19 protein-coding genes and 2 pseudogenes are annotated in these 19,303 nt (G+C 70.2%); 18 read left to right on the forward strand and 3 right to left on the reverse strand.

The features are described from left to right. Positions 1-305: 305 nt before the first annotated feature. Positions 306-527 (reverse strand): annotated as a pseudogene (locus A5704_RS28670) (replication-associated recombination protein A); the annotation flags it as partial. A gap of 235 nt (positions 528-762) precedes the next feature. Here A5704_RS28670 and A5704_RS00970 point away from each other — a divergent pair. Continuing rightward, positions 763-1,908: pseudogene (locus A5704_RS00970) on the forward strand (replication-associated recombination protein A); the annotation flags it as partial. Further along, complete coding sequence (locus A5704_RS00975) at positions 1,905-2,240, forward strand: hypothetical protein (protein ID WP_067886973.1); 336 nt, start codon at positions 1,905-1,907, stop codon at positions 2,238-2,240. The pseudogene A5704_RS00970 and the gene A5704_RS00975, both read left to right, overlap by 4 nt. Positions 2,241-2,322: 82 nt before the next feature. Here the strand turns inward: A5704_RS00975 and A5704_RS00980 are convergent, their stop codons facing one another. Continuing rightward, on the reverse strand, positions 2,323-2,946 hold the full coding sequence (locus A5704_RS00980; RefSeq protein WP_067752779.1) for a hypothetical protein: 624 nt from the start codon (positions 2,944-2,946) through the stop codon (positions 2,323-2,325). 170 nt (positions 2,947-3,116) lie between these two features. Here A5704_RS00980 and A5704_RS00985 point away from each other — a divergent pair, with 170 nt between their 5' ends. The 10 genes from A5704_RS00985 (at position 3,117) to aroQ (ending at position 12,680) form a co-directional block, all read left to right on the forward strand. Next, positions 3,117-3,506, forward strand: a complete 390-nt coding sequence (locus A5704_RS00985) for a secondary thiamine-phosphate synthase enzyme YjbQ (RefSeq protein ID WP_197499176.1) — start codon at positions 3,117-3,119, stop codon at positions 3,504-3,506. A 111-nt stretch (positions 3,507-3,617) separates the two neighbouring features. Beyond that, entirely contained in the window at positions 3,618-6,311 is a 2,694-nt protein-coding gene (gene alaS, locus A5704_RS00990; protein WP_067886976.1) for an alanine--tRNA ligase, read from the forward strand. Further along, positions 6,312-6,821, forward strand: coding sequence for a Holliday junction resolvase RuvX (ruvX, locus tag A5704_RS00995; protein WP_067886979.1), 510 nt, complete (start codon positions 6,312-6,314; stop codon positions 6,819-6,821). It abuts the gene before it with no gap. Further along, positions 6,814-8,055: an endolytic transglycosylase MltG gene (mltG, locus tag A5704_RS01000; RefSeq protein ID WP_067752790.1), complete on the forward strand. Its 1,242-nt coding sequence runs from the start codon at positions 6,814-6,816 to the stop codon at positions 8,053-8,055. The genes ruvX and mltG overlap by 8 nt, the downstream gene beginning before the upstream one ends. Further along, positions 8,042-8,851 (forward strand): shikimate dehydrogenase, encoded by an 810-nt coding sequence (locus tag A5704_RS01005; protein WP_369828411.1) that lies wholly within the window; start codon positions 8,042-8,044, stop codon positions 8,849-8,851. The genes mltG and A5704_RS01005 overlap by 14 nt, the downstream gene beginning before the upstream one ends. 110 nt (positions 8,852-8,961) lie before the next feature. Then, complete coding sequence (locus tag A5704_RS01010) at positions 8,962-9,381, forward strand: A24 family peptidase (protein WP_067752803.1); 420 nt, start codon at positions 8,962-8,964, stop codon at positions 9,379-9,381. A gap of 32 nt (positions 9,382-9,413) precedes the next feature. Further along, positions 9,414-10,619 carry a chorismate synthase gene (gene aroC / locus A5704_RS01015; RefSeq protein ID WP_067752806.1) on the forward strand — a complete coding sequence of 402 codons (1,206 nt, stop codon included), beginning with the start codon at positions 9,414-9,416 and terminating at the stop codon, positions 10,617-10,619. Further along, positions 10,619-11,155, forward strand: coding sequence for a shikimate kinase (locus A5704_RS01020; protein ID WP_067752809.1), 537 nt, complete (start codon positions 10,619-10,621; stop codon positions 11,153-11,155). Before aroC ends, A5704_RS01020 begins: the two co-directional genes overlap by 1 nt. Continuing rightward, positions 11,152-12,243 carry a 3-dehydroquinate synthase gene (gene aroB / locus A5704_RS01025; protein ID WP_067784198.1) on the forward strand — a complete coding sequence of 364 codons (1,092 nt, stop codon included), beginning with the start codon at positions 11,152-11,154 and terminating at the stop codon, positions 12,241-12,243. The genes A5704_RS01020 and aroB overlap by 4 nt, the downstream gene beginning before the upstream one ends. Beyond that, on the forward strand, positions 12,240-12,680 hold the full coding sequence (aroQ, locus tag A5704_RS01030; RefSeq protein WP_067752822.1) for a type II 3-dehydroquinate dehydratase: 441 nt from the start codon (positions 12,240-12,242) through the stop codon (positions 12,678-12,680). The genes aroB and aroQ overlap by 4 nt, the downstream gene beginning before the upstream one ends. Here the strand turns inward: aroQ and A5704_RS01035 are convergent. Then, positions 12,677-13,360: a B-4DMT family transporter gene (locus A5704_RS01035; RefSeq protein WP_067784200.1), complete on the reverse strand. Its 684-nt coding sequence runs from the start codon at positions 13,358-13,360 to the stop codon at positions 12,677-12,679. The genes aroQ and A5704_RS01035 overlap by 4 nt on opposite strands. A 33-nt stretch (positions 13,361-13,393) precedes the next feature. On the opposite strand from A5704_RS01035, the gene A5704_RS01040 reads away from it, so the two are divergent. The 6 genes from A5704_RS01040 to A5704_RS01065 all read left to right on the forward strand — a co-directional run bounded on the left by A5704_RS01040 (position 13,394) and on the right by A5704_RS01065 (position 19,303). Continuing rightward, positions 13,394-14,512: a Xaa-Pro peptidase family protein gene (locus A5704_RS01040; protein ID WP_067784202.1), complete on the forward strand. Its 1,119-nt coding sequence runs from the start codon at positions 13,394-13,396 to the stop codon at positions 14,510-14,512. A 50-nt stretch (positions 14,513-14,562) separates the two neighbouring features. Next, the gene (locus A5704_RS01045; protein ID WP_067752831.1) at positions 14,563-14,784 is read left to right on the forward strand and encodes a hypothetical protein; all 222 of its coding nucleotides are present in this window, start codon (positions 14,563-14,565) and stop codon (positions 14,782-14,784) included. 139 nt (positions 14,785-14,923) lie between these two features. Continuing rightward, complete coding sequence (efp, locus tag A5704_RS01050; RefSeq protein ID WP_067282552.1) at positions 14,924-15,487, forward strand: elongation factor P; 564 nt, start codon at positions 14,924-14,926, stop codon at positions 15,485-15,487. Next, a complete protein-coding gene (gene nusB / locus A5704_RS01055) occupies positions 15,484-15,981 on the forward strand; it encodes a transcription antitermination factor NusB (RefSeq protein WP_067784204.1) in 498 nt (165 codons plus the stop codon). Before efp ends, nusB begins: the two co-directional genes overlap by 4 nt. Further along, a complete protein-coding gene (locus A5704_RS01060) occupies positions 15,978-16,382 on the forward strand; it encodes an antitermination protein NusB (RefSeq protein ID WP_067752838.1) in 405 nt (134 codons plus the stop codon). The genes nusB and A5704_RS01060 overlap by 4 nt, the downstream gene beginning before the upstream one ends. Positions 16,383-16,450: 68 nt before the next feature. Next, a complete protein-coding gene (locus A5704_RS01065) occupies positions 16,451-19,303 on the forward strand; it encodes an aminotransferase class I/II-fold pyridoxal phosphate-dependent enzyme (protein ID WP_067752842.1) in 2,853 nt (950 codons plus the stop codon).

The following is a 19,303-nucleotide window of genomic DNA, read 5'->3' on the forward strand; positions in this document are numbered from 1 at the left end:
GTGAGGTTGGTCGTGAAATAAAAGCCGTAGTCGTCACTGGTCGCCGTGTTCGGCGACATGTTCTGGCCCGCGATGTTCACCCCGGTGGCCACGCCGAACAACAGGCCGTACACCAGCGCCGGCACGATCAACACCAGCGCGTTCTTGGTGAACGTGTTCCAAGCCCAGCTGAAGGCGTCACCGACGCTGAACCCCGGGGCGGCGGGTGCCCCATAGCCGGGCTGGGGGTAGCCGCCGTACCCCGGCGGGGGCGCGCCATAGCTGGGCGGCGGGCCGTAGCCGGGCGGCGGGGTGCCGTAGCCCGGGGGCGGGCCGTAGAGGATGGCCGACGCCACGCCGGATCCCTCGACCAGGCGGCGCAGCGGCGACCCGGGCGCCAGCAGGTGCTCCTGGCCGACCACCTCGTCCAACGAGGCCGGCCGCATGCGCACGGCCAGCGGCGCACCGGCCGACACGCCCAGGCCGTGATCGCTCGTCGGCGCCGCGCCGGGCAGGTCAAAAAGACCGTCGGACACGGCATCAGGCATACCACGAAAACGAATCCGGGCGCCGCCCCGACATCTTTGCTAAGTTCCCGTGTGCGCGTGCCCACAGGTTGAGTCAACAGCTAGGACGGACATGAGCCAGCCTCCCGAATATCCAGGCACCCCGGCCGACCCGTACGGCAGCGAGCACAACCCTCCGGGCTATCCGCCCCCGCCCGGCTACGGCGCGCCTCCCCCGCAATCACCCGGCTACGGCGCACCTCCCCCGCAATCACCCCTCTACGGCCCGCCCGGCAGCGGCAAGACGACGCTGGCTGCGCTGATCTCCCAGGCGACCGGCCGCCGGTTCGCGGCGCTGTCGGCGCTGTCGGCCGGGGTCAAAGACGTGCGCGCCGTCATCGACCAGGCGCGGCAGGCGTTGTTGCGCGGCGAGCAGACGGTGCTGTTCATCGACGAGGTGCACCGCTTCTCCAAGACCCAGCAGGACGCCCTGCTGTCCGCCGTGGAGAACCGGGTGGTGCTGCTGGTGGCCGCGACCACGGAGAACCCGTCGTTCTCGGTGGTGGCGCCGCTGCTGTCCCGCTCGCTGATCCTGCAGCTGCGCCCGCTCAGCGCCGACGACATCCGCGCCGTGGTGCAGCGGGCGATCGACGATCCGCGCGGACTGGACGGCCGGGTCGCGGTGACGCCCGAGGCCGTCGACCTGCTGGTGCGGCTGGCCGCCGGCGACGCCCGGCGGGCGCTGACCGCGCTGGAGGTCGCGGCCGAAGCCACCGAGTCGGTGAGCGTCGAGACCATCGAGCAGTCGCTGGATAAGGCCGCGGTGCGCTACGACCGGGACGGCGACCAGCACTACGACGTCATCAGCGCCTTCATCAAGTCGGTGCGGGGCTCGGACGTCGACGCGGCGCTGCACTACCTGGCCCGCATGCTCGTCGCGGGGGAGGACCCGCGGTTCCTCGCGCGGCGGCTGATGATCCTGGCCAGCGAGGACATCGGCATGGCCGACCCCAGCGCGCTGCAGATCGCGGTGGCGGCCGCGCAGACCGTGCAGCTGATCGGCATGCCCGAGGCGCAGCTGACGCTGGCCCACGCCACCATCCACCTGGCCACCGCGCCCAAGTCGAACTCCGTGACCACCGCGCTCGCCGCGGCGATGGACGACATCAAGGCGGGCAAGGCGGGCCTGGTGCCGCCCCACCTGCGCGACGGGCACTATTCCGGCGCGGCGGCGCTGGGACACGCGCAGGGGTATCGGTATTCGCACAACGATCCCGACGGTGTCCTGGCCCAGCAATATCCGCCGGACGAGTTGGTGGACGTGGACTACTACCGGCCGACCGGCCGCGGCGGTGAGCGGGAGATGGCCGGGCGGCTGGAGCGGTTGCGGGCGATCATCCGGGGAAAGCGGGGGCGGTCATGAAAACCTTCACCGACGACGAGATGGGCCGGCTGCTGGCCACCACCCAGCCCTACAGCGTCGTCATCCTCAAGCAGGGGCCGCGGTTCGGCGACGAGACGACACCGGGGACCGTCTGGGAGCACGGGCGGCGCAACTTCGGGCTGCGCGACGACGGCGTCATGCCCATCGTGTTGCCGGTCACCGACGGCTCCGAGATCTGCGGGATCGCGGTGTTCGCGGCCTCGGTCGACGACACCGCCGCGATCATGGCCGACGACCCGGGTGTGGCCGCGGGCGTCTTCACCTTCGAGGTGCATCCCTGCCGGGGATTCCCGGGCGACGCGCTGCCCTGAACGCATCGAGCGTCACGCTGGCGTGACACTGGACGGCAGCCGCCACGCTGGCGTGACGCTCGGCGAAAGAAGCGTTCTAGCGCTAGACCAGCTCGGGCACCCGCAGGTGGGCGATCGCCAGCTCGAATTCGGCGACGTCGATCACCTCGGCGCCCAGCTCCCGGACGCGCCTGCTGCGCAATTCGTTCGCCCGGTCGCTGTTGCGGGCCATCGCGTCCATCGAGTCGAACGTCGAGCACGACACCGCCCGTCGGCACGCCGGATGGTCGACCAGCAGGCTGGCGCTGCAGAACCCGTCGAGCTCCTCGAGCTCCGGCAGCACCGACGAGCGGTAGAAGTCCAGGGACCGGGTGAGCTGGTCCGGCACCACCTTGAGCCAGGTGGCCCGCACGCAGGCACCCTGCCGCGACGGATGGTCGCGGTGCAGCAAAGCGATGTCCCACTCCTCGACCCGCGCGCTGCCGTCGAACATCAGCGCGGCCTGATCGCGAATCGGGGCGACCCGTTCGGCGCTGGCGCGCATCGCGTCGATGCTGTCCCACGAGCTGGTGGCGATGCAGGTCCCGGACTGCCGGTCGACCAACAGCGACAGCCCGACACACCCCTCGATCTCGGTGAGGGCGGGCATGACGACATCGCGAACGTGCGCGATCCCGATGTCGACCGACAAGGGTTGCGCCTGGATGGTGGTGGAGCGTGCGTACACGGCCGACCTCCTCTGTAGGGCTTATATCCAAGGAGCCCGTGGCGCCACCGGCCCCACCAGTTACCTTCCTCCTGCCCAATGCGCCCCGCAATGCCCAAATGTGGTCGCGCTCACAATCGATTGGCTGCCCGCAACGTGTGCGCCGTAGGCTGGTTCGGATGCATACCGACGTGCTGGACGTGGACACAACACGACGCCGCATCGTCGATCTGACCGAGGCGGTGCGGGGCTTCTGCTGGTCGAGGGGCGACGGGTTGTGCAACGTGTTCGTCCCGCACGCCACCGCGGGCGTCGCCATCATCGAAACGGGGGCCGGCTCCGACGAAGACCTGCTCGACACGCTGGAACGGCTGCTGCCGCGCGACGACCGGTATCGGCACTCGCACGGCTCGCCGGGCCACGGCGCGGATCACGTGATGCCGGCGCTGGTCGCGCCGTCGGTGACCGTGCCGGTCTCCGGGGGCGAGCCGATGCTGGGCACCTGGCAAAGCATCGTGCTGGTCGATTTGAACCGGGACAACCCACAACGCTCGGTGCGGCTGAGCTTTCTGGAGGGTTAGCGGCCCGGTAGCCAGCTACTCCAGCGAATACGCTGGAATAGACGTTCACGCGACAAAGCAACACGCGACAAAGCAACACGCGACAAAGCAAAAGGAAGAAGCGGACTCCAAGTGCAGACACACGAGATCAGGAAGCGATTCCTTGATCATTTCGTGAAGGCGGGCCACACCGAGGTGCCGAGCGCATCGGTGATCCTCGACGACCCCAACCTGCTGTTCGTCAACGCGGGCATGGTCCAGTTCGTGCCGTACTTCCTGGGGGCGCGCACGCCGCCGTACTCGAGGGCCACCAGCATCCAAAAGTGCATCCGAACGCCCGACATCGACGAGGTGGGCATCACCACCCGGCACAACACCTTCTTCCAGATGGCCGGCAACTTCTCGTTCGGCGATTACTTCAAGCGCCGCGCCATCGAGCTGGCGTGGACCCTGCTGACCAACGGGCTCTCCGAGGGCGGCTACGGCCTGGACCCCGAAAGAATCTGGACCACGGTCTATTTCGACGACGACGAGGCCGTGCAGCTGTGGCAGGAGATCGCCGGGCTGCCGCCCGAGCGGATCCAGCGCCGCGGCATGGAAGACAACTACTGGTCCATGGGGATCCCCGGCCCGTGTGGCCCGTCGTCGGAGATCTACTACGACCGCGGCGAAGAGTTCGGGGTCGGCGGTGGCCCGGTGGCCAACGAAGACCGCTACATCGAGATCTGGAACCTCGTGTTCATGCAGAACGAACGCGGCGAGGGCACTTCCAAGACCGACTTCGAAATCCTGGGCCCGTTGCCCCGCAAGAACATTGACACCGGCATGGGCGTCGAGCGCGTCGCGTTCATCCTGCAGGGCGTGCACAACGTCTACGAAACCGACCTGCTGCGGCCGGTCATCGACGCCGTGGCCGCCCGCGCGCCGCGCGGGTACGACGTGGGCAACCATGAGGACGATGTGCGCTACCGGGTCATCGCCGACCACAGCCGCACCGCGGCGATCCTGATCGGCGACGGCGTCACGCCCGGCAACGACGGCCGCGGCTACGTGCTGCGCCGGCTGCTGCGCCGGGTGATCCGTTCGGCGAAGCTGCTCGACATCGACGGACCCATCGTCGGCGAGTTGATGACCACCGTGCGCGACGCGATGGGGCCGTCGTATCCCGAACTGGTCGCCGACTTCGACCGGATCAAGCGCATCGCCGTCGCCGAGGAGACCGCGTTCAACCGCACGCTGGCCGCCGGCTCCAAGCTGTTCGACGAGGTCGCCGGCACCACCAAAGCCGCCGGCGCCAAAGCGATCTCGGGCTCGGACGCCTTCACGCTGCATGACACCTACGGCTTCCCGATCGAGCTGACCCTGGAGATGGCCGCCGAGGCGGGCTTGCAGGTCGACGAGATCGGCTTCCGGGAACTGATGGCCGAGCAGCGCCGCCGCGCCAAGGCGGACGCCGCGGCCCGAAAGCACGCGCACGCCGACCTGAGCGCCTACCGGGAGCTGGTCGACGCAGGCCCGACAGAATTTACCGGCTTCGACGAATTATCCTCCGAGGCAACGATCTTGGGCATTTTCGTGGACGGCAAGCGGGTCCCGGTCGTCACGCACGGCACCGAGGGGGCGCAGCAGGTCGAACTGGTGCTGGACCGCACCCCGCTCTACGCCGAGTCCGGCGGGCAGATCGCCGACGAGGGCACCATCAGCGGGACGGGCGCCGGCGAGAGCGCCCGGGCGGCGGTCACCGACGTGCAGAAGATCGCGAAAACCCTGTGGGTGCACCGGGTCAACGTCGAATCCGGGGAGTTCGTGGAGGGCGACACCGTGGTCGCCGCGGTCGATCCGGAATGGCGCCGGGGCGCCACCCAGGGCCACTCGGGCACCCACATGGTGCATGCCGCGCTGCGACAGGTGCTGGGCCCCAACGCCGTTCAGGCGGGATCGCTGAACCGCCCCGGCTACTTGCGGTTCGACTTCAACTGGCAGGGTCCGCTGTCCGACGAGCAGCGCACCCAGGTCGAAGAGGTCACCAACCAGGCCGTCCAGGCCGACTTCGAGGTGCACACGTTCACCGAGCAGCTGGAGAAGGCCAAGGCGATGGGCGCAATGGCGATGTTCGGCGAGGCCTACCCGGACGAGGTGCGGGTGGTCGAGATCGGCGGGCCGTTCTCGCTCGAGCTCTGCGGCGGGACCCACGTGCACAACTCCGCTCAGATCGGGCCGGTGACGATCCTGGGCGAATCGTCGGTCGGCTCCGGCGTGCGCCGGGTGGAGGCCTACGTCGGGCTGGACTCCTTCCGCCACCTGGCCAAGGAGCGCGCGCTGATGGCGGGGCTGGCCTCGTCGCTGAAGGTGCCGTCCGACGAGGTGCCCGCCCGGGTGGCCGGACTGGTGGAGCGGCTGAAGGCGGCCGAGAAGGAACTCGAACGGGCCCGGCTGGCGAGCGCGCGCGCCGCCGCGACCAACGCGGCGGCCGGCGCGGAGCGTATCGGTAACGTCCGTGTGGTGGCGCAACGCATGTCGGCGGGGATGACGGCCGGCGACCTGCGCTCCCTGGTGGGCGACATCCGCGGCAAGCTGGGCAGCGACCCCGCCGTGGTGGCGCTGATCTCCGAGGGCGAGGGGGGCAGTGTGCCGTACGCGGTCGCCGCCAACCCCGCCGCCCAGGACCTCGGGCTCCGCGCCAACGACCTGATCAAGCAGCTCGCCGCGACGGTCGACGGCCGCGGCGGAGGCAAGCCGGACCTGGCGCAGGGTTCCGGAAAGGACCCCAGCCGCATCGACGCGGCGCTGGAGGCGGTCCGCTCCGAGATAGCGCGGGTCGGCTGAGTGGTCCCCGCACAGCATCGCGTGCCCGACCGGCCCGGCGACCCTGACCAGGATCCCGGCCGGGGGCGGCGGCTCGGCATCGACGTCGGCAGCGTGCGCATCGGCGTCGCCAGCAGCGACCCCGACGGCATCCTGGCCACCCCGGTGGAAACCGTGCGCCGTGACCGCGCCGGCAAGCACGTGCGCCGACTGGCCGAGCTGGCCGCCGAACTCGGCGCGGTCGAGGTGGTCGTCGGGCTGCCACGCACGCTGGCCGACCGCACCGGTCCGTCGGCGATCGACGCGATGGAGCTGGCCGACACGCTGGCCCAGCGGATCGCCCCCACGCCCGTGCGCCTGGCCGACGAGCGCCTGACGACCGTGAGCGCGCAGCGCTCGCTGCGCGCGGCCGGCGTCCGCGCCCGCGAACAGCGGGCCGTGATCGACCAGGCGGCCGCGGTGGCCATCCTGCAGAGCTGGCTCGACCAGCGCCGCGCCGCCCTGACGGCGGGGGAGCCCGCCGATGGTTGACAGCGCACGACGGCAACGCGCCGAGCCCGAGGCGGTCGGCACGTCGCGGAAGCGCAGCCGCGTCGCCCGGAACCGGGCCGAACGGGGCCGACGCCAGCGGCGGTTCGCCGGCAAGATCGTGCTCGCGGTCGTCGCCGTCGTCGTGCTGGTGGCCGTGTTCGTCGGCGCCAAGCTGTGGCACACGGTGTTCGGAGCCGGCGACGACTACGCCGGAAATGGCAAGCAGGACATCGTGATTCAGATCAAGGACGGTGACTCGACCACCAACGTCGGGGAGACGCTGCAGCACGAGCAGGTGGTCAAGACCGTCCGGGCATTCGTCAACGCCGCGCACGGCAACAGCAAGATCTCCTCGATCCAGCCCGGCTTCTACCGAATGCGCACCGAGATCCCGGCGGCCGACGCCGTCGCACGGCTGGCCGACCCGAACAGCCGGGTGGGCCGGCTGGTCATCCCGGAGGGCCGTCAGCTCGACGACACCACCGACATGAAGACCAACGTGGTGACCCCGGGGATCCTGACGCTGATCTCCCGCGCCACGTGCGTGACCCTCGACGGCAACCAGCACTGCGTCGCGGTGGAGGAGCTGCGGGCGGCGGCGACCAACAGCGCGCCCGCCGCGCTCGCGGTGCCGCCGTGGGCCGTCGAACCCTTCACCGAGCTCGGCAAGGACCATCGCCGGATCGAGGGGCTGATCGCGCCGGGAACCTTCAACGTGGACCCGTCCGCCTCTGCCGAGACCATCCTGTCGAGCCTGATCAGCGCCGGGGGCGTCGAGTACATGAAGTCCGGGTTGGTGGACACCGCCCAGTCCATGGGCCTGTCGCCGTACGACATCCTGGTGGTGGCGTCGCTGGTGGAGCAGGAATCCAAGTCGCAGGACTTCGCGAAGGTCGCGCAGGTGATCTACAACCGCCTGCACGCCCACCACACGCTGGAATTCGACTCGACGGTCAACTACCCGCTGGATCGCCGGGAGGTGGCCACCACCGACGCCGACCGCGCCCAGAAGACGCCGTGGAACACCTACGTGTCGCAGGGGCTGCCCGCGACGGCGATCTGTTCGCCGGGCGTCGACGCGCTGCGCGCCGCCGAGCATCCCGAGCCCGGCGACTGGCTGTACTTCGTCACCATCGACGCCCAGGGGACGACGCTGTTCACCAAGGATTATCAGCAGCATCTGGCCAACATCGAGCTGGCTAAGCGCAACGGTGTCCTCGATAGCGCGCGCTGAGGGCGGACCCCGGAAAGCGGCGGTGCTCGGCAAGCCGATCGCCCACTCGAAGTCCCCGCAGCTGCACCTGGCCGCCTACCGGGCGCTGGGCCTGCTGGACTGGACCTACGACCGCATCGAATGTGACGCCGAGCGGCTGCCGGCCGTCGTCGGCGGCTTCGGGCCCGAATGGGTCGGGGTGTCGGTCACCATGCCGGGCAAGTTCGCGGCGCTGCGCTTCGCCGACGAGCGCACCGAGCGGGCCGAGCGGGTGGGGTCGGCCAACACCCTGGTCCGCACGCCCGCCGGCTGGCGGGCCGACAACACCGACATCGACGGCGTCGCGGGGGCGCTTTCGTCGGCCACCGGGCCCGCGCTGGTGTGCGGGTCGGGCGGCACCGCGCCGGCGGCCGTCCTGGGCCTGGCGCAGCTGGGCGTCCCCGCCATCACCGTCGTCGCGCGCAACCCCGACAAGGCCGCCCGGCTGGTGGAGTTGGGCACCGGAATCGGGGTCCGGACGCGGTTCGTGAACATCGACGACGACGGCCTAGGGACCGCGGTGGCCGCCGCCGAGGTGCTGGTCAGCACGATCCCCGCCGACGTCGCGGCGCGGTACGCGGGCACCCTCGCCGCGATCCCGGTCCTGCTGGACGCCGTCTACGACCCGTGGCCCACGCCGCTGGCCGCCGCGGTGGCCGCCGCCGGCGGCCGCGTGATCAGCGGCCTGCAGATGTTGTTGCACCAGGCGTTCACCCAGGTCGAGCTATTCACAGGGCAACCGGCGCCGCGAGAGGCCATGGCCGCCGCTCTGGGCTAACGTCCCGCACGTCGGATGCCCCAGGTCAACAACCGAGCGTGGGGCCTAGGGACGACATCGCCACCGTTTTCGTACCTAGCCCCACACTCGCGGCGCACACAGGAGAACCCATGCGGCTTGGAGCGGTTGTGGCGGTGCTCGCGTGGCTGTTGCTGCTGAGCGGCTGCGACGTCCGCGAGCGCCGGTTGCCGAACGTGCTCACGCTGCCCGGGGCCGGGGTGATCCTGCTGACGGCAGCGGTGGCCGGGCGCGGCTGGGCCGCGCTGGCCGGCGCGACGGCGCTGACCGCGATCTATCTGCTGGTGCACTCGCTCGCCCCGGCCGGGATGGGCGCCGGGGACGTCAAGCTGGCGATCGGCCTCGGGGCGCTGGCGGGCTGTTTCGGGGTCGGGACGTGGTTCCTGGCCGCGCTGGCCGCGCCGCTGCTGACGACGGTGTTCGCGGCGCTGTGCGGCGCGCGGGCGGTGCCCCATGGCCCGTCGATGTGCCTGGCCACCGCCACCGCGATCGGCCTGTTTCTCGGGATTTAAGCCCGCGCCGGACCCCATGGGAGAATGGCCGGGTGTTGCGTTGGATCACCGCCGGGGAGTCGCATGGCCGTGCGTTGGTGGCCATGCTCGAGGGCATGGTCGCCGGCGTGGAGGTCACCTCCACCGATATCGCCGACCAATTGGCCCGCCGCCGGCTCGGGTACGGGCGCGGCGCGCGGATGAAGTTCGAGCGCGACGCGGTGACCGTGCTGTCCGGGGTCCGCCACGGCATCACGCTGGGCGGCCCCATCGCCATCGAGATCGGCAACACCGAGTGGCCCAAATGGGAGACCGTGATGGCCGCCGACCCGGTGGACCCGGCGGAGCTGGCCAACATCGCGCGCAACGAACCGCTCACCCGCCCGCGGCCCGGGCACGCCGACTACGCCGGCATGCTCAAGTACGGCTTCGACGACGCCCGCCCGGTCCTGGAGCGCGCCAGCGCCCGGGAGACCGCCGCCCGCGTCGCGGTGGGCACGGTCGCGCGGTCCTTCCTGCGCCAGGCGCTCGGCGTCGACGTGCTCTCCCACGTCATCGCGATCGGCCCGTCGGCGCCCTACGACGGCCCCCCGCCCCGCCCCGAAGACCTGCCCGCGATCGACGACAGCCCCGTGCGCGCGTATGACGAGGAGGCTGAGAAGTCCATGATCGCCGAGATCGAGGCGGCCAAGAAGGACGGCGACACCCTCGGCGGCGTGGTCGAGGTGGTGGCGACAGGCCTGCCGGTGGGCCTGGGCTCGTTCACCAGCGGCGACAACCGGCTGGACAGCCAGCTCGCCGCCGCGGTGATGGGCATCCAGGCCATCAAGGGCGTGGAGATCGGCGACGGCTTCGAGACGGCGCGCCGCCGCGGCAGCCGCGCGCACGACGAGATGTATCCCGGCCCCGACGGCGTGGTCCGCTCGACGAATCGCGCCGGTGGGCTGGAGGGCGGCATGACCAACGGCCAGCCGCTGCGGGTGCGGGCCGCGATGAAGCCGATCTCCACCGTGCCGCGCGCGCTGGCCACCGTCGACATGGCGACCGGCGACGAGGCCGTCGCCATCCACCAGCGCTCGGACGTGTGCGCGGTGCCCGCCGCGGGGGTGGTGGTCGAGGCCATGGTGGCGCTGGTGCTCGCCCGCGCGGCGCTGGAGAAGTTCGGCGGCGACTCGCTCACCGAAACCCGGCGCAACATCGAGGCGTATCAGCGCGCGGTCGCCGACCGGGAAGCGCCGGCCGCCCGGGGGACCGCTTGATGGCGCCCAAGGCGGTACTCGTCGGGCTGCCGGGTTCGGGCAAGTCCACCATCGGGCGGCGCCTGGCCAAGGCGCTCGGCGTCGAGTTCCTCGACACCGACGCGGCGATCGAGCAGCGGACCGGGCGCAGCATCGCCGACATCTTCGCCACGGACGGCGAGCAGGAGTTCCGCCGCATCGAGGAGGACGCGGTGCGTGCCGCGTTGGCCGACCATGACGGCGTGGTGTCGCTCGGCGGCGGCGCGGTCACCAGCCCCGGGGTCTGCGAGGCGCTCGCCGGCCACACGGTCATCTACCTGGAGATCAGCGCCGGCGAAGGCGTGCGGCGCACCGGCGGCGGCGCAGTGCGCCCTCTGCTCGCCGGCCCCGACCGCGCCGAGAAGTTCAAAGCGCTGATGGCCAAACGGGCCCCGCTGTACCGCCGTGTCTCGACGATCCGCGTCGACACCAACCGCCGCAACCCCGGGGCGGTGGTGCGCTACATCGTGTCCCGGCTGCAGACGCCGGAGAACGCTCACGCGGAGGCCACCACATGACCGCGCCCGTCACCGTCGAGGTGGCCGTCGAACCGCCCTACCCGGTGGTCATCGGCACCGACCTGGGCGACCGGCTGGTCGAACTGCTCTGCGACCGGCACCGGGTGGCGGTCGTACACCAACCGGTGCTGGCGCACACCGCGGAAGCGATCCGAAGCCGCTTGGCGGACAAGGGCGTTGACGCCCATCGCATCGAAATCCCGGACGCCGAGGCCGGCAAGGACCTACCGGTCGTCGGATTCCTCTGGGAAGTGTTCGGCCGCATCGGCATTGACCGCAAAGACGCGGTGGTGAGCCTGGGCGGCGGCGCCGCCACCGACGTCGCCGGGTTCGCGGCGGCCACCTGGCTGCGCGGCGTCGACGTGGTCCACATTCCCACCACGCTGCTGGGCATGGTCGACGCGGCCGTCGGCGGCAAGACCGGCATCAACACCGACGCGGGCAAGAACCTGGTGGGCGCGTTTCACCAGCCGCTGGCGGTGCTGGTCGACCTGGCGACCCTGGAAACGTTGCCGCACAACGAACTCGTCGCCGGGATGGCCGAGGTCGTCAAGGCCGGGTTCATCGCCGACCCGGTGATCCTCGACCTCATCGAGGCCGACCCGCAAGCCGCCGTGGACCCGACCGGTGACGTGCTGCCGGAACTGGTCCGACGCTCGATCGCCGTCAAGGCGAACGTGGTCGCCGCCGACGAGAAAGAGTCGGAGCTGCGCGAAATCCTCAACTACGGCCACACCTTGGCGCATGCGATCGAACGCAGGGAACGCTACGAGTGGCGCCACGGCGCCGCGGTGTCCGTGGGCCTGGTCTTCGCCGCGGAGCTGGCCCGCCTCGCCGGGCGCCTCGACGACGCCACCGCGCAACGCCACCGCACCGTCCTTTCGGCGCTGGGCCTGCCGGTCGCCTACGACGCCGACGCGCTGCCGCAGCTGCTGGAATACATGGCCCAGGACAAGAAGTCGCGGGCCGGTGTGCTCAGGTTCGTGGTCCTCGACGGGCTGGCGAAGCCGGGGCGGCTGGCCGGGCCCGACCCGTCGCTGCTGGCGGCCGCGTACGCGGGGCTGTCGGAGGAAGAAGGGGCCCGATGACCACCACCGTCAACGTCATCAACGGCCCGAACCTGGGCCGGCTGGGCCGCCGCGAGCCCGACGTCTACGGCGACACCACGCACGACGAACTGACCGCGCTCATCGAGCGGGAGGCCACCGCTCTCGGGTTGAAAGCCGTTGTGCGCCAAAGTGATAGCGAAGGGCAGCTGCTGGACTGGATCCATGCGGCCGCCGATGCCGGCGAACCGGTGATCCTCAACGCCGGCGGCCTCACCCACACATCGGTGGCCCTGCGCGACGCGTGCGCGGAGCTGCGAGCGCCCCTGATCGAGGTGCACATCTCCAATGTGCATGCCCGCGAGGAGTTTCGGCGCCACTCGTACCTCAGCCCCGTCGCGACCGGGGTGATCGTCGGGCTGGGAATTCAGGGCTACCTGCTCGCCCTGCGCTACCTGGCGGACGCCGCCAAGGCCTAGTCCTTCTTGGGTTCCTTGCCCGGCTTCGTGGCGTCGTCACCGCCGTCGGTGCGGATCACCTCGGTCTTCGGCTCGTGGTCGGCCGCGGTGTGGATCGTCTCGGTCGGCTCGTCACGCTCGGCCGTGGCGACCGAAGCGGTCCGCTCCTCGTGCTGGGCGCCCGCGGTGGGAATCTCACCGGTCGGCGCGTCGTCACCGCGCACCGCGGAGAACACGTCGGTGTCGGCGCGCTCCTCGTCCGCTCCCTTCTGCCGGGGCGGGGGATTGCGGTCCACCCGCCAACGGCCGATGGTCACGCCGATGATCCCCGGCAGGAACACGCAAAGGGCGGTGAACGCCGCGAACGTCGTCACCTCGTTGATCAGCCCACCCGTGTAGAGGCCGTTGTACACCAGCGAGATGAGCCAGGACACGGCCCCGCTGAGGATGCCGGCCACCAGGCCGGCCAGCAGCCACGTCATCGCCAGGTCGCGCCGCCGGTCCGGGTCGGGGTTCGCGATGGCGTCGGCCCGGCCGTCGACCACCCCCCATACGGCCACGCCGATGACGAACAGCAGGAGCAGCACCACGCTGAACAGCCCGGCCTGCGTCTGCCACGCGTTGATCAACGCGCCTTGAACCAAGCGAACGACAACCATCGCCGCGGCGTAGACCAATCCGCGCAGCATCCAGGACCTCATGGGCAATCAGCGTAGCGAGTACCGTCAAGGGTCGTGACACATTCTCAGCGTCGGGACAACCTGAAAGCGCAACTCGGTGCCAGTGGACTGGACGCGATGCTGGTCAGCGACCTGAACAACGTGCGCTACCTGTCGGGGTTCACCGGATCGAACGGCGCGTTGCTGGTCTTCGCCGACGATCGCGGCCCCGTGCTGGCCACCGACGGCCGGTACCGCACCCAGGCCGCCGAACAGGCGCCGGGGCTCGAGATCGCCATCGAACGTGCCCTCGGGCGCTATCTGGTCGGCCGCGCCGCCGCGGACGGGGTTTCGAAGCTGGGCTTCGAGAGCAATGTGGTGACCGTCGACGCCTTCGACGCCCTGACCAGCGAACTCGGCGAGCGCAGCGCGGCCACCGAGCTGATGCGCGCCGCCGGGACCGTCGAGGCGCTGCGGGAGATCAAGGACGACGGCGAGGTGGCGCTGCTGCGGCTGGCCTGTGAGGCGGCCGACGCCGCGCTCGCCGATCTGATCGAGCGCGGCGGCCTGCGGCCGGGCCGAACCGAACGCGAGGTGAGCCGGGACCTGGAGGCGCTGATGCTCGACCACGGCGCCGACGCGATCTCGTTCGAGACCATCGTGGCCGCCGGGCCGAATTCGGCGATCCCGCATCACCGCCCCACCGATGCGGTGCTGGCCACCGGTGACTTCGTCAAGATCGATTTCGGCGCGCTGGTGGCCGGCTATCACTCCGATATGACCCGCACGTTCGTGCTCGGCAAGGCCGCCGACTGGCAGCTGGAGATCTACCAGCTGGTCGCCGATGCCCAGCGGGCCGGCCGCGAGGCGCTGCGGCCGGGCGCGAGCCTGCGCGACATCGACGGCGCGGCGCGTCAGCTGATCGTCGACGCGGGCTACGGCGAGCAGTTCGGCCACGGCCTGGGTCACGGCGTGGGGCTGCAGATTCACGAGGCACCGGGAATCGGCGCCACGTCCACCGGCACCCTGTTGGCGGGTTCGGTGGTGACCGTCGAGCCCGGCGTCTACCTGCCGGGCCGCGGCGGCGTGCGCATCGAGGACACCCTGGTCGTGCCCCACGAGGAGGCGGCGGCCCGCGGGCACGCGCCGGAACTGCTGACCCGGTTCCCCAAGGAGTTGGCGGTCCTCAGCTAGGTCACGTGCGCCCTGTGGCCGGCGGGCGCCCCGGGGTAAAGTCGGGTGGCGTGAACGGGGTGGAGCCAATCGAACGTGGCCTGGCGCGCCTGCGGGACTTCCGGTGGGACCTGAACGCCCAGCCGCTGCGGGAGCTGCGGCTCGAGGTCGACATCGTGTATTTCACCGTCCCGGTGCCGTTTTCCGGCGGGAGGAAGCTCAGCGTTCCCTTCTTGACGATGATCAAGCGGGTACCCCCTTCGCCCACCGGGCCGGCCGAGACCGGCCCGTAACGCGAGAGCGGAAGGCAAGCTTCCCGCCGGTCATGGGCCACCCGACGCGGGGGCACCGGCCGACTCCCGCTCTAGACTGACGAACAAGTTGCAGACAGTCGGCGAACGACTGTCCATCCCCTAGGAGATACACCGAACCGTGGCAAGCACCGCCGATTTCAAGAACGGACTGGTGCTGGTGATCGATGGCCAGCTCTGGCAGATCGTCGAGTTCCAGCACGTCAAACCCGGCAAGGGACCCGCCTTCGTGCGCACCAAGCTCAAGAACGTGCTTTCCGGCAAGGTCGTCGACAAGACGTACAACGCCGGCGTGAAGGTGGAGACCGCCACGGTCGACCGGCGCGACACCACCTACCTGTACCGCGACGGCTCGGACTTCGTGTTCATGGACAGCCAGGATTACGAGCAGCACCCCCTGCCGGAATCGCTGGTCGGCGACGCCGCCCGGTTCCTGCTCGAGGGCCTGCCGGTCCAGGTGGCGTTCCACAACGGGGCGCCGCTGTACATCGAGCTGCCGGTGGCGGTCGAGATGGAGGTCACCCACACCGAGCCGGGCCTGCAGGGCGACCGGTCGAGCGCCGGCACCAAGCCCGCCACCGTGGAGACCGGGGCGGAGATTCAGGTGCCGCTGTTCATCAACACCGGGGACAAGCTCAAGGTGGACACGCGCGACGGCAGCTACTTGGGGCGCGTCAACGCGTGAGCAGGCCCGTCAGGGGACGCCATCAGGCCCGCAAGCGCGCCGTTGACCTGCTGTTCGAAGCCGAGGCCCGCGGGCTGGGCCCGGCCGAGCTCGTCGACGTGCGAACCGCGCTGGCCGAGACAAACCCCGACGTGGCGCAGCCGCAGCCCTACACGGTCGCGGCGGCCCGCGGGGTCGGCGAGCACGCCGCCCACATCGACGACCTGATCAGCTCGCACCTGCAGGGCTGGACGCTGGACCGGCTGCCCGCCGTGGACCGCGCCATCCTGCGGGTGGCGGTATGGGAGCTGCTCTACGCCGACGACGTCCCGGAGCCGGTCGCCGTGGACGAGGCCGTGCAGCTGGCCAAGGAACTGTCCACCGACGATTCGCCGGCCTTCGTCAACGGCGTGCTGGGCCAGGTCATGCTGGTGACGCCGCAGATCCGGGCGGCCGCCGCGGCGGTCCGGTCCAGCGCGGCGCACGCGCCGGAGAACGAGGAACCGCAGGGGTGACCCGGCTGGAGCTGCGCGCCGTCATCGCGGGCTTGCTGGCCGCGACCGTGGTGCTGGGCGCCGTCGTCTGCGCGGCCTTCGGGTGGACCATCGTCGCCTCGGCCCTGTCGATCTACGGGCTCGCGGTGGGCGCCTGGCTGTACCACTGCGTCGAACGGCTGATCGTGGCCCGCCGCATCAGCACGGTTCGCAGCGCGGCAAAGCCGCTGCAACCCCTGCTGCCGGTGATGGCGGCGATCATGGGCCTGACGCAGGCCGTGGTGCGATCGCTGTCCGACGTCACCGAGCTGCCGGCACGTCGCTGGGATCTCCCGGTGCTGCGCTGGGTGGACGGCACGCGCGCCAACCGGCGCGTGGTGGACGCCGACGACGGTGACGACGGGATCACCGAATCGACCTGAGGCGAAACGATCACGTGGGCGGCGCGGCGGGGTGAGAATACAAGTCGCTCAGAAGAACAGGTGAGATCATGACTCGATACACCACCCAGCCGCGACGACTCCGCGTCTCCGCGCTCGCGGCGGTGGCCAACCCGTCCTACGCCCGCATCGACACCTGGAACCTGCTCGACGACGCGTGCCGCCACCTCGCCGAGGTCGACCTGGCCGGGCACGACAAGACGCACGACGTGGCCCGGGTGAAACGGTTGATGGACCGCATCGCCGCCTACGAGCGGTATTGGCTGTACCCGGGCGCGGCGAACCTGGCGACCTTCCGCGCGCACCTGGAGAGCCTGTCCACGGTGCGGCTCACCGAAGAGGTCTCGATGGCCGTGCGGCTGCTGAGCGAATACGGCGACCGCGCAGGGCTTTTCGACACCTCCGCGCCGCTGGCCGACCAGGAGCTGGTGGCCCAGGCCAAGAAACAGCATTTTTACACCGTGCTGCTCGCCGACGACGCCCCCGCGACGGCCCCCGACTGCCTGGCCGAATGCCTGCGGGCGCTGCGCAACCCCTCCGACGACGTGCAGTTCGAAATCCTGGTGGCGCCCAGCGTCGAGGACGCCATCGCCGCCGTCGCCCTGAACGGCGAGATCCAGGCCGCGATCATCCGCGACGACCTGCCGCTGCGCTCCCGAGACCGGCTGCCGCTGATGAACACCCTGCTCGGGGCCAACGAGGACGTGGACATCCCCGACCGCGCCAACGACTGGGTGGAGTGCGGCGAATGGATCCGCGAGCTGCGGCCCCACATCGATCTGTACCTGCTCACCGACGAGTCGATCGCGGCCGGCGACGACACCGAGCCCGACGTATACGACCGGACGTTCTACCGGCTCAACGACGTGACCGACCTCTACAGCACCGTGCTCGCGGGGCTGCGGAACCGTTTCTCCACACCGTTTTTCGACGCGCTGCGCGCGTACGCGGCGGCGCCGGTGGGGCAGTTCCACGCGCTGCCGGTCGCGCGCGGTGCCAGCATCTTCAACTCGAAGTCCTTGCAGGACATGGGCGAATTCTACGGCCGCAACATCTTCATGGCCGAGACCTCGACCACCTCCGGCGGCCTCGACTCGCTGCTCGACCCGCACGGCAACATCAAGAAGGCGATGGACAAGGCCGCGCACACGTGGAATTCCAACCACACGTATTTCGTCACCAACGGCACCTCGACGGCCAACAAGATCGTCGTGCAGTCGCTGACCCGGCCGGGCGACATCGTGCTGATCGACCGCAACTGCCACAAGTCGCACCACTACGGGCTGGTGCTGGCCGGGGCGTACCCGCTGTACCTGGACGCATACCCGTTGCCGCAGTTCGCCATCTACGGGGCGGTGTCGCTGCGCACCATCAAGCAGACGCTGCTCGACCTCGAGGCGGCCGGCCAACTGCACCGCGTGCGCATGCTGCTGCTGACCAACTGCACCTTCGACGGGGTGGTCTACAACCCGTTGCAGGTCATGCAGGAGGTGCTGGCGATCAAGCCCGACATCTGCTTCCTGTGGGACGAGGCGTGGTACGCCTTCGCCACCGCGGTGCCGTGGGCACGGCAGCGCACCGCCATGGTGTCGGCCGAGCGCCTCGAGCAGATGCTGGCCTCCCCGGAATACGCCGCCGAATACCGGAAATGGGCGGCCGAAATGGAACGGGTGCAAAACGGGGGGGACCGGTCCGACTGGGTGGATCGCCCGCTGCTGCCCGACCCCGCCAAGGCGCGGGTGCGGGTCTACGCGACGCACTCGACGCACAAGTCGCTCTCGGCGCTGCGGCAGGCGTCGATGATCCACGTCCGCGACCAGGACTTCAATGCCCTGAACCGGGATGCCTTCGGTGAGGCGTTCCTGACCCACACCTCGACGTCGCCGAACCAGCAGTTGCTGGCGTCGCTGGACCTGGCGCGCCGCCAGGTCGACATCGAGGGTTTCCAGCTGGTCCGGCAGACCTACGACATGGCGCTGGTATTCCGGCATCGGGTGCGCCGAGACCGGTTGATCAGCAAGTGGTTCCGCATCCTCGACGAGTCCGACCTGGTGCCCGAGGAATTCCGGGCGTCGTCGGTGAGCTCGTACCGCGAGGTCAGGCAGGGCGCGCTGGCCGAATGGAACGAGGCGTGGCGCTCCGATCAGTTCGTGCTGGATGCGACGCGGGTGACCCTGTTCGTCGGCAAGACCGGGATGAACGGGTATGACTTCCGCGAGAAGATCCTGATGGAGCGATTCGGCATCCAGATCAACAAGACGTCGATCAACAGCGTGCTGTTGATCTTCACCATCGGCGTCACGTGGTCCAGCGTGCACTACCTCCTGGACGTATTACGCAGGGTCGCAACCGATTTCGACCGCGCCGAGAACGCGGCCAGCGTCGCCGACCGGGCGTTGCAGGAGCGTCACGTCGAGGAGATCACCCAGGACCTGCCGCACCTGCCCGACTTCAGCGAGTTCGACGTCGCCTTCCGGCCCGTCGACGCGTGCGTCTTCGGTGACATGCGGTCGGCCTTCTACGCCGGCTACGAGGAGTCCGATCGCGAGCACGTCCTGATCGGCATGGCGGGGCGGCGGCTGGCCGAGGGCAAGACGCTGGTGTCCACCACGTTCGTCGTGCCCTACCCGCCGGGATTCCCGGTGCTGGTGCCCGGGCAGGTGGTCTCCAAGGAGATCATCTACTTCCTGGCCCAGCTCGACGTCAAGGAGATCCACGGGTACAACCCAGACCTCGGGCTGTCGGTCTTCACCGAGTCCGCGCTGGCGCGGATGGAGGCGCAGCGCAACGCGGCGCTGGCCGCGGTCGGTACCGCCTATCCGTCTTTCGAGTTGCCGTCGGACGCCACCGGCATGAACGGGGCCCGCAACGGTGATCGCGCCGCCGTGAGCGAAGACGCCTGA

This window comes from Mycobacterium sp. E735 (assembly GCF_001666955.1).
Lineage (GTDB): Bacteria > Actinomycetota > Actinomycetes > Mycobacteriales > Mycobacteriaceae > Mycobacterium.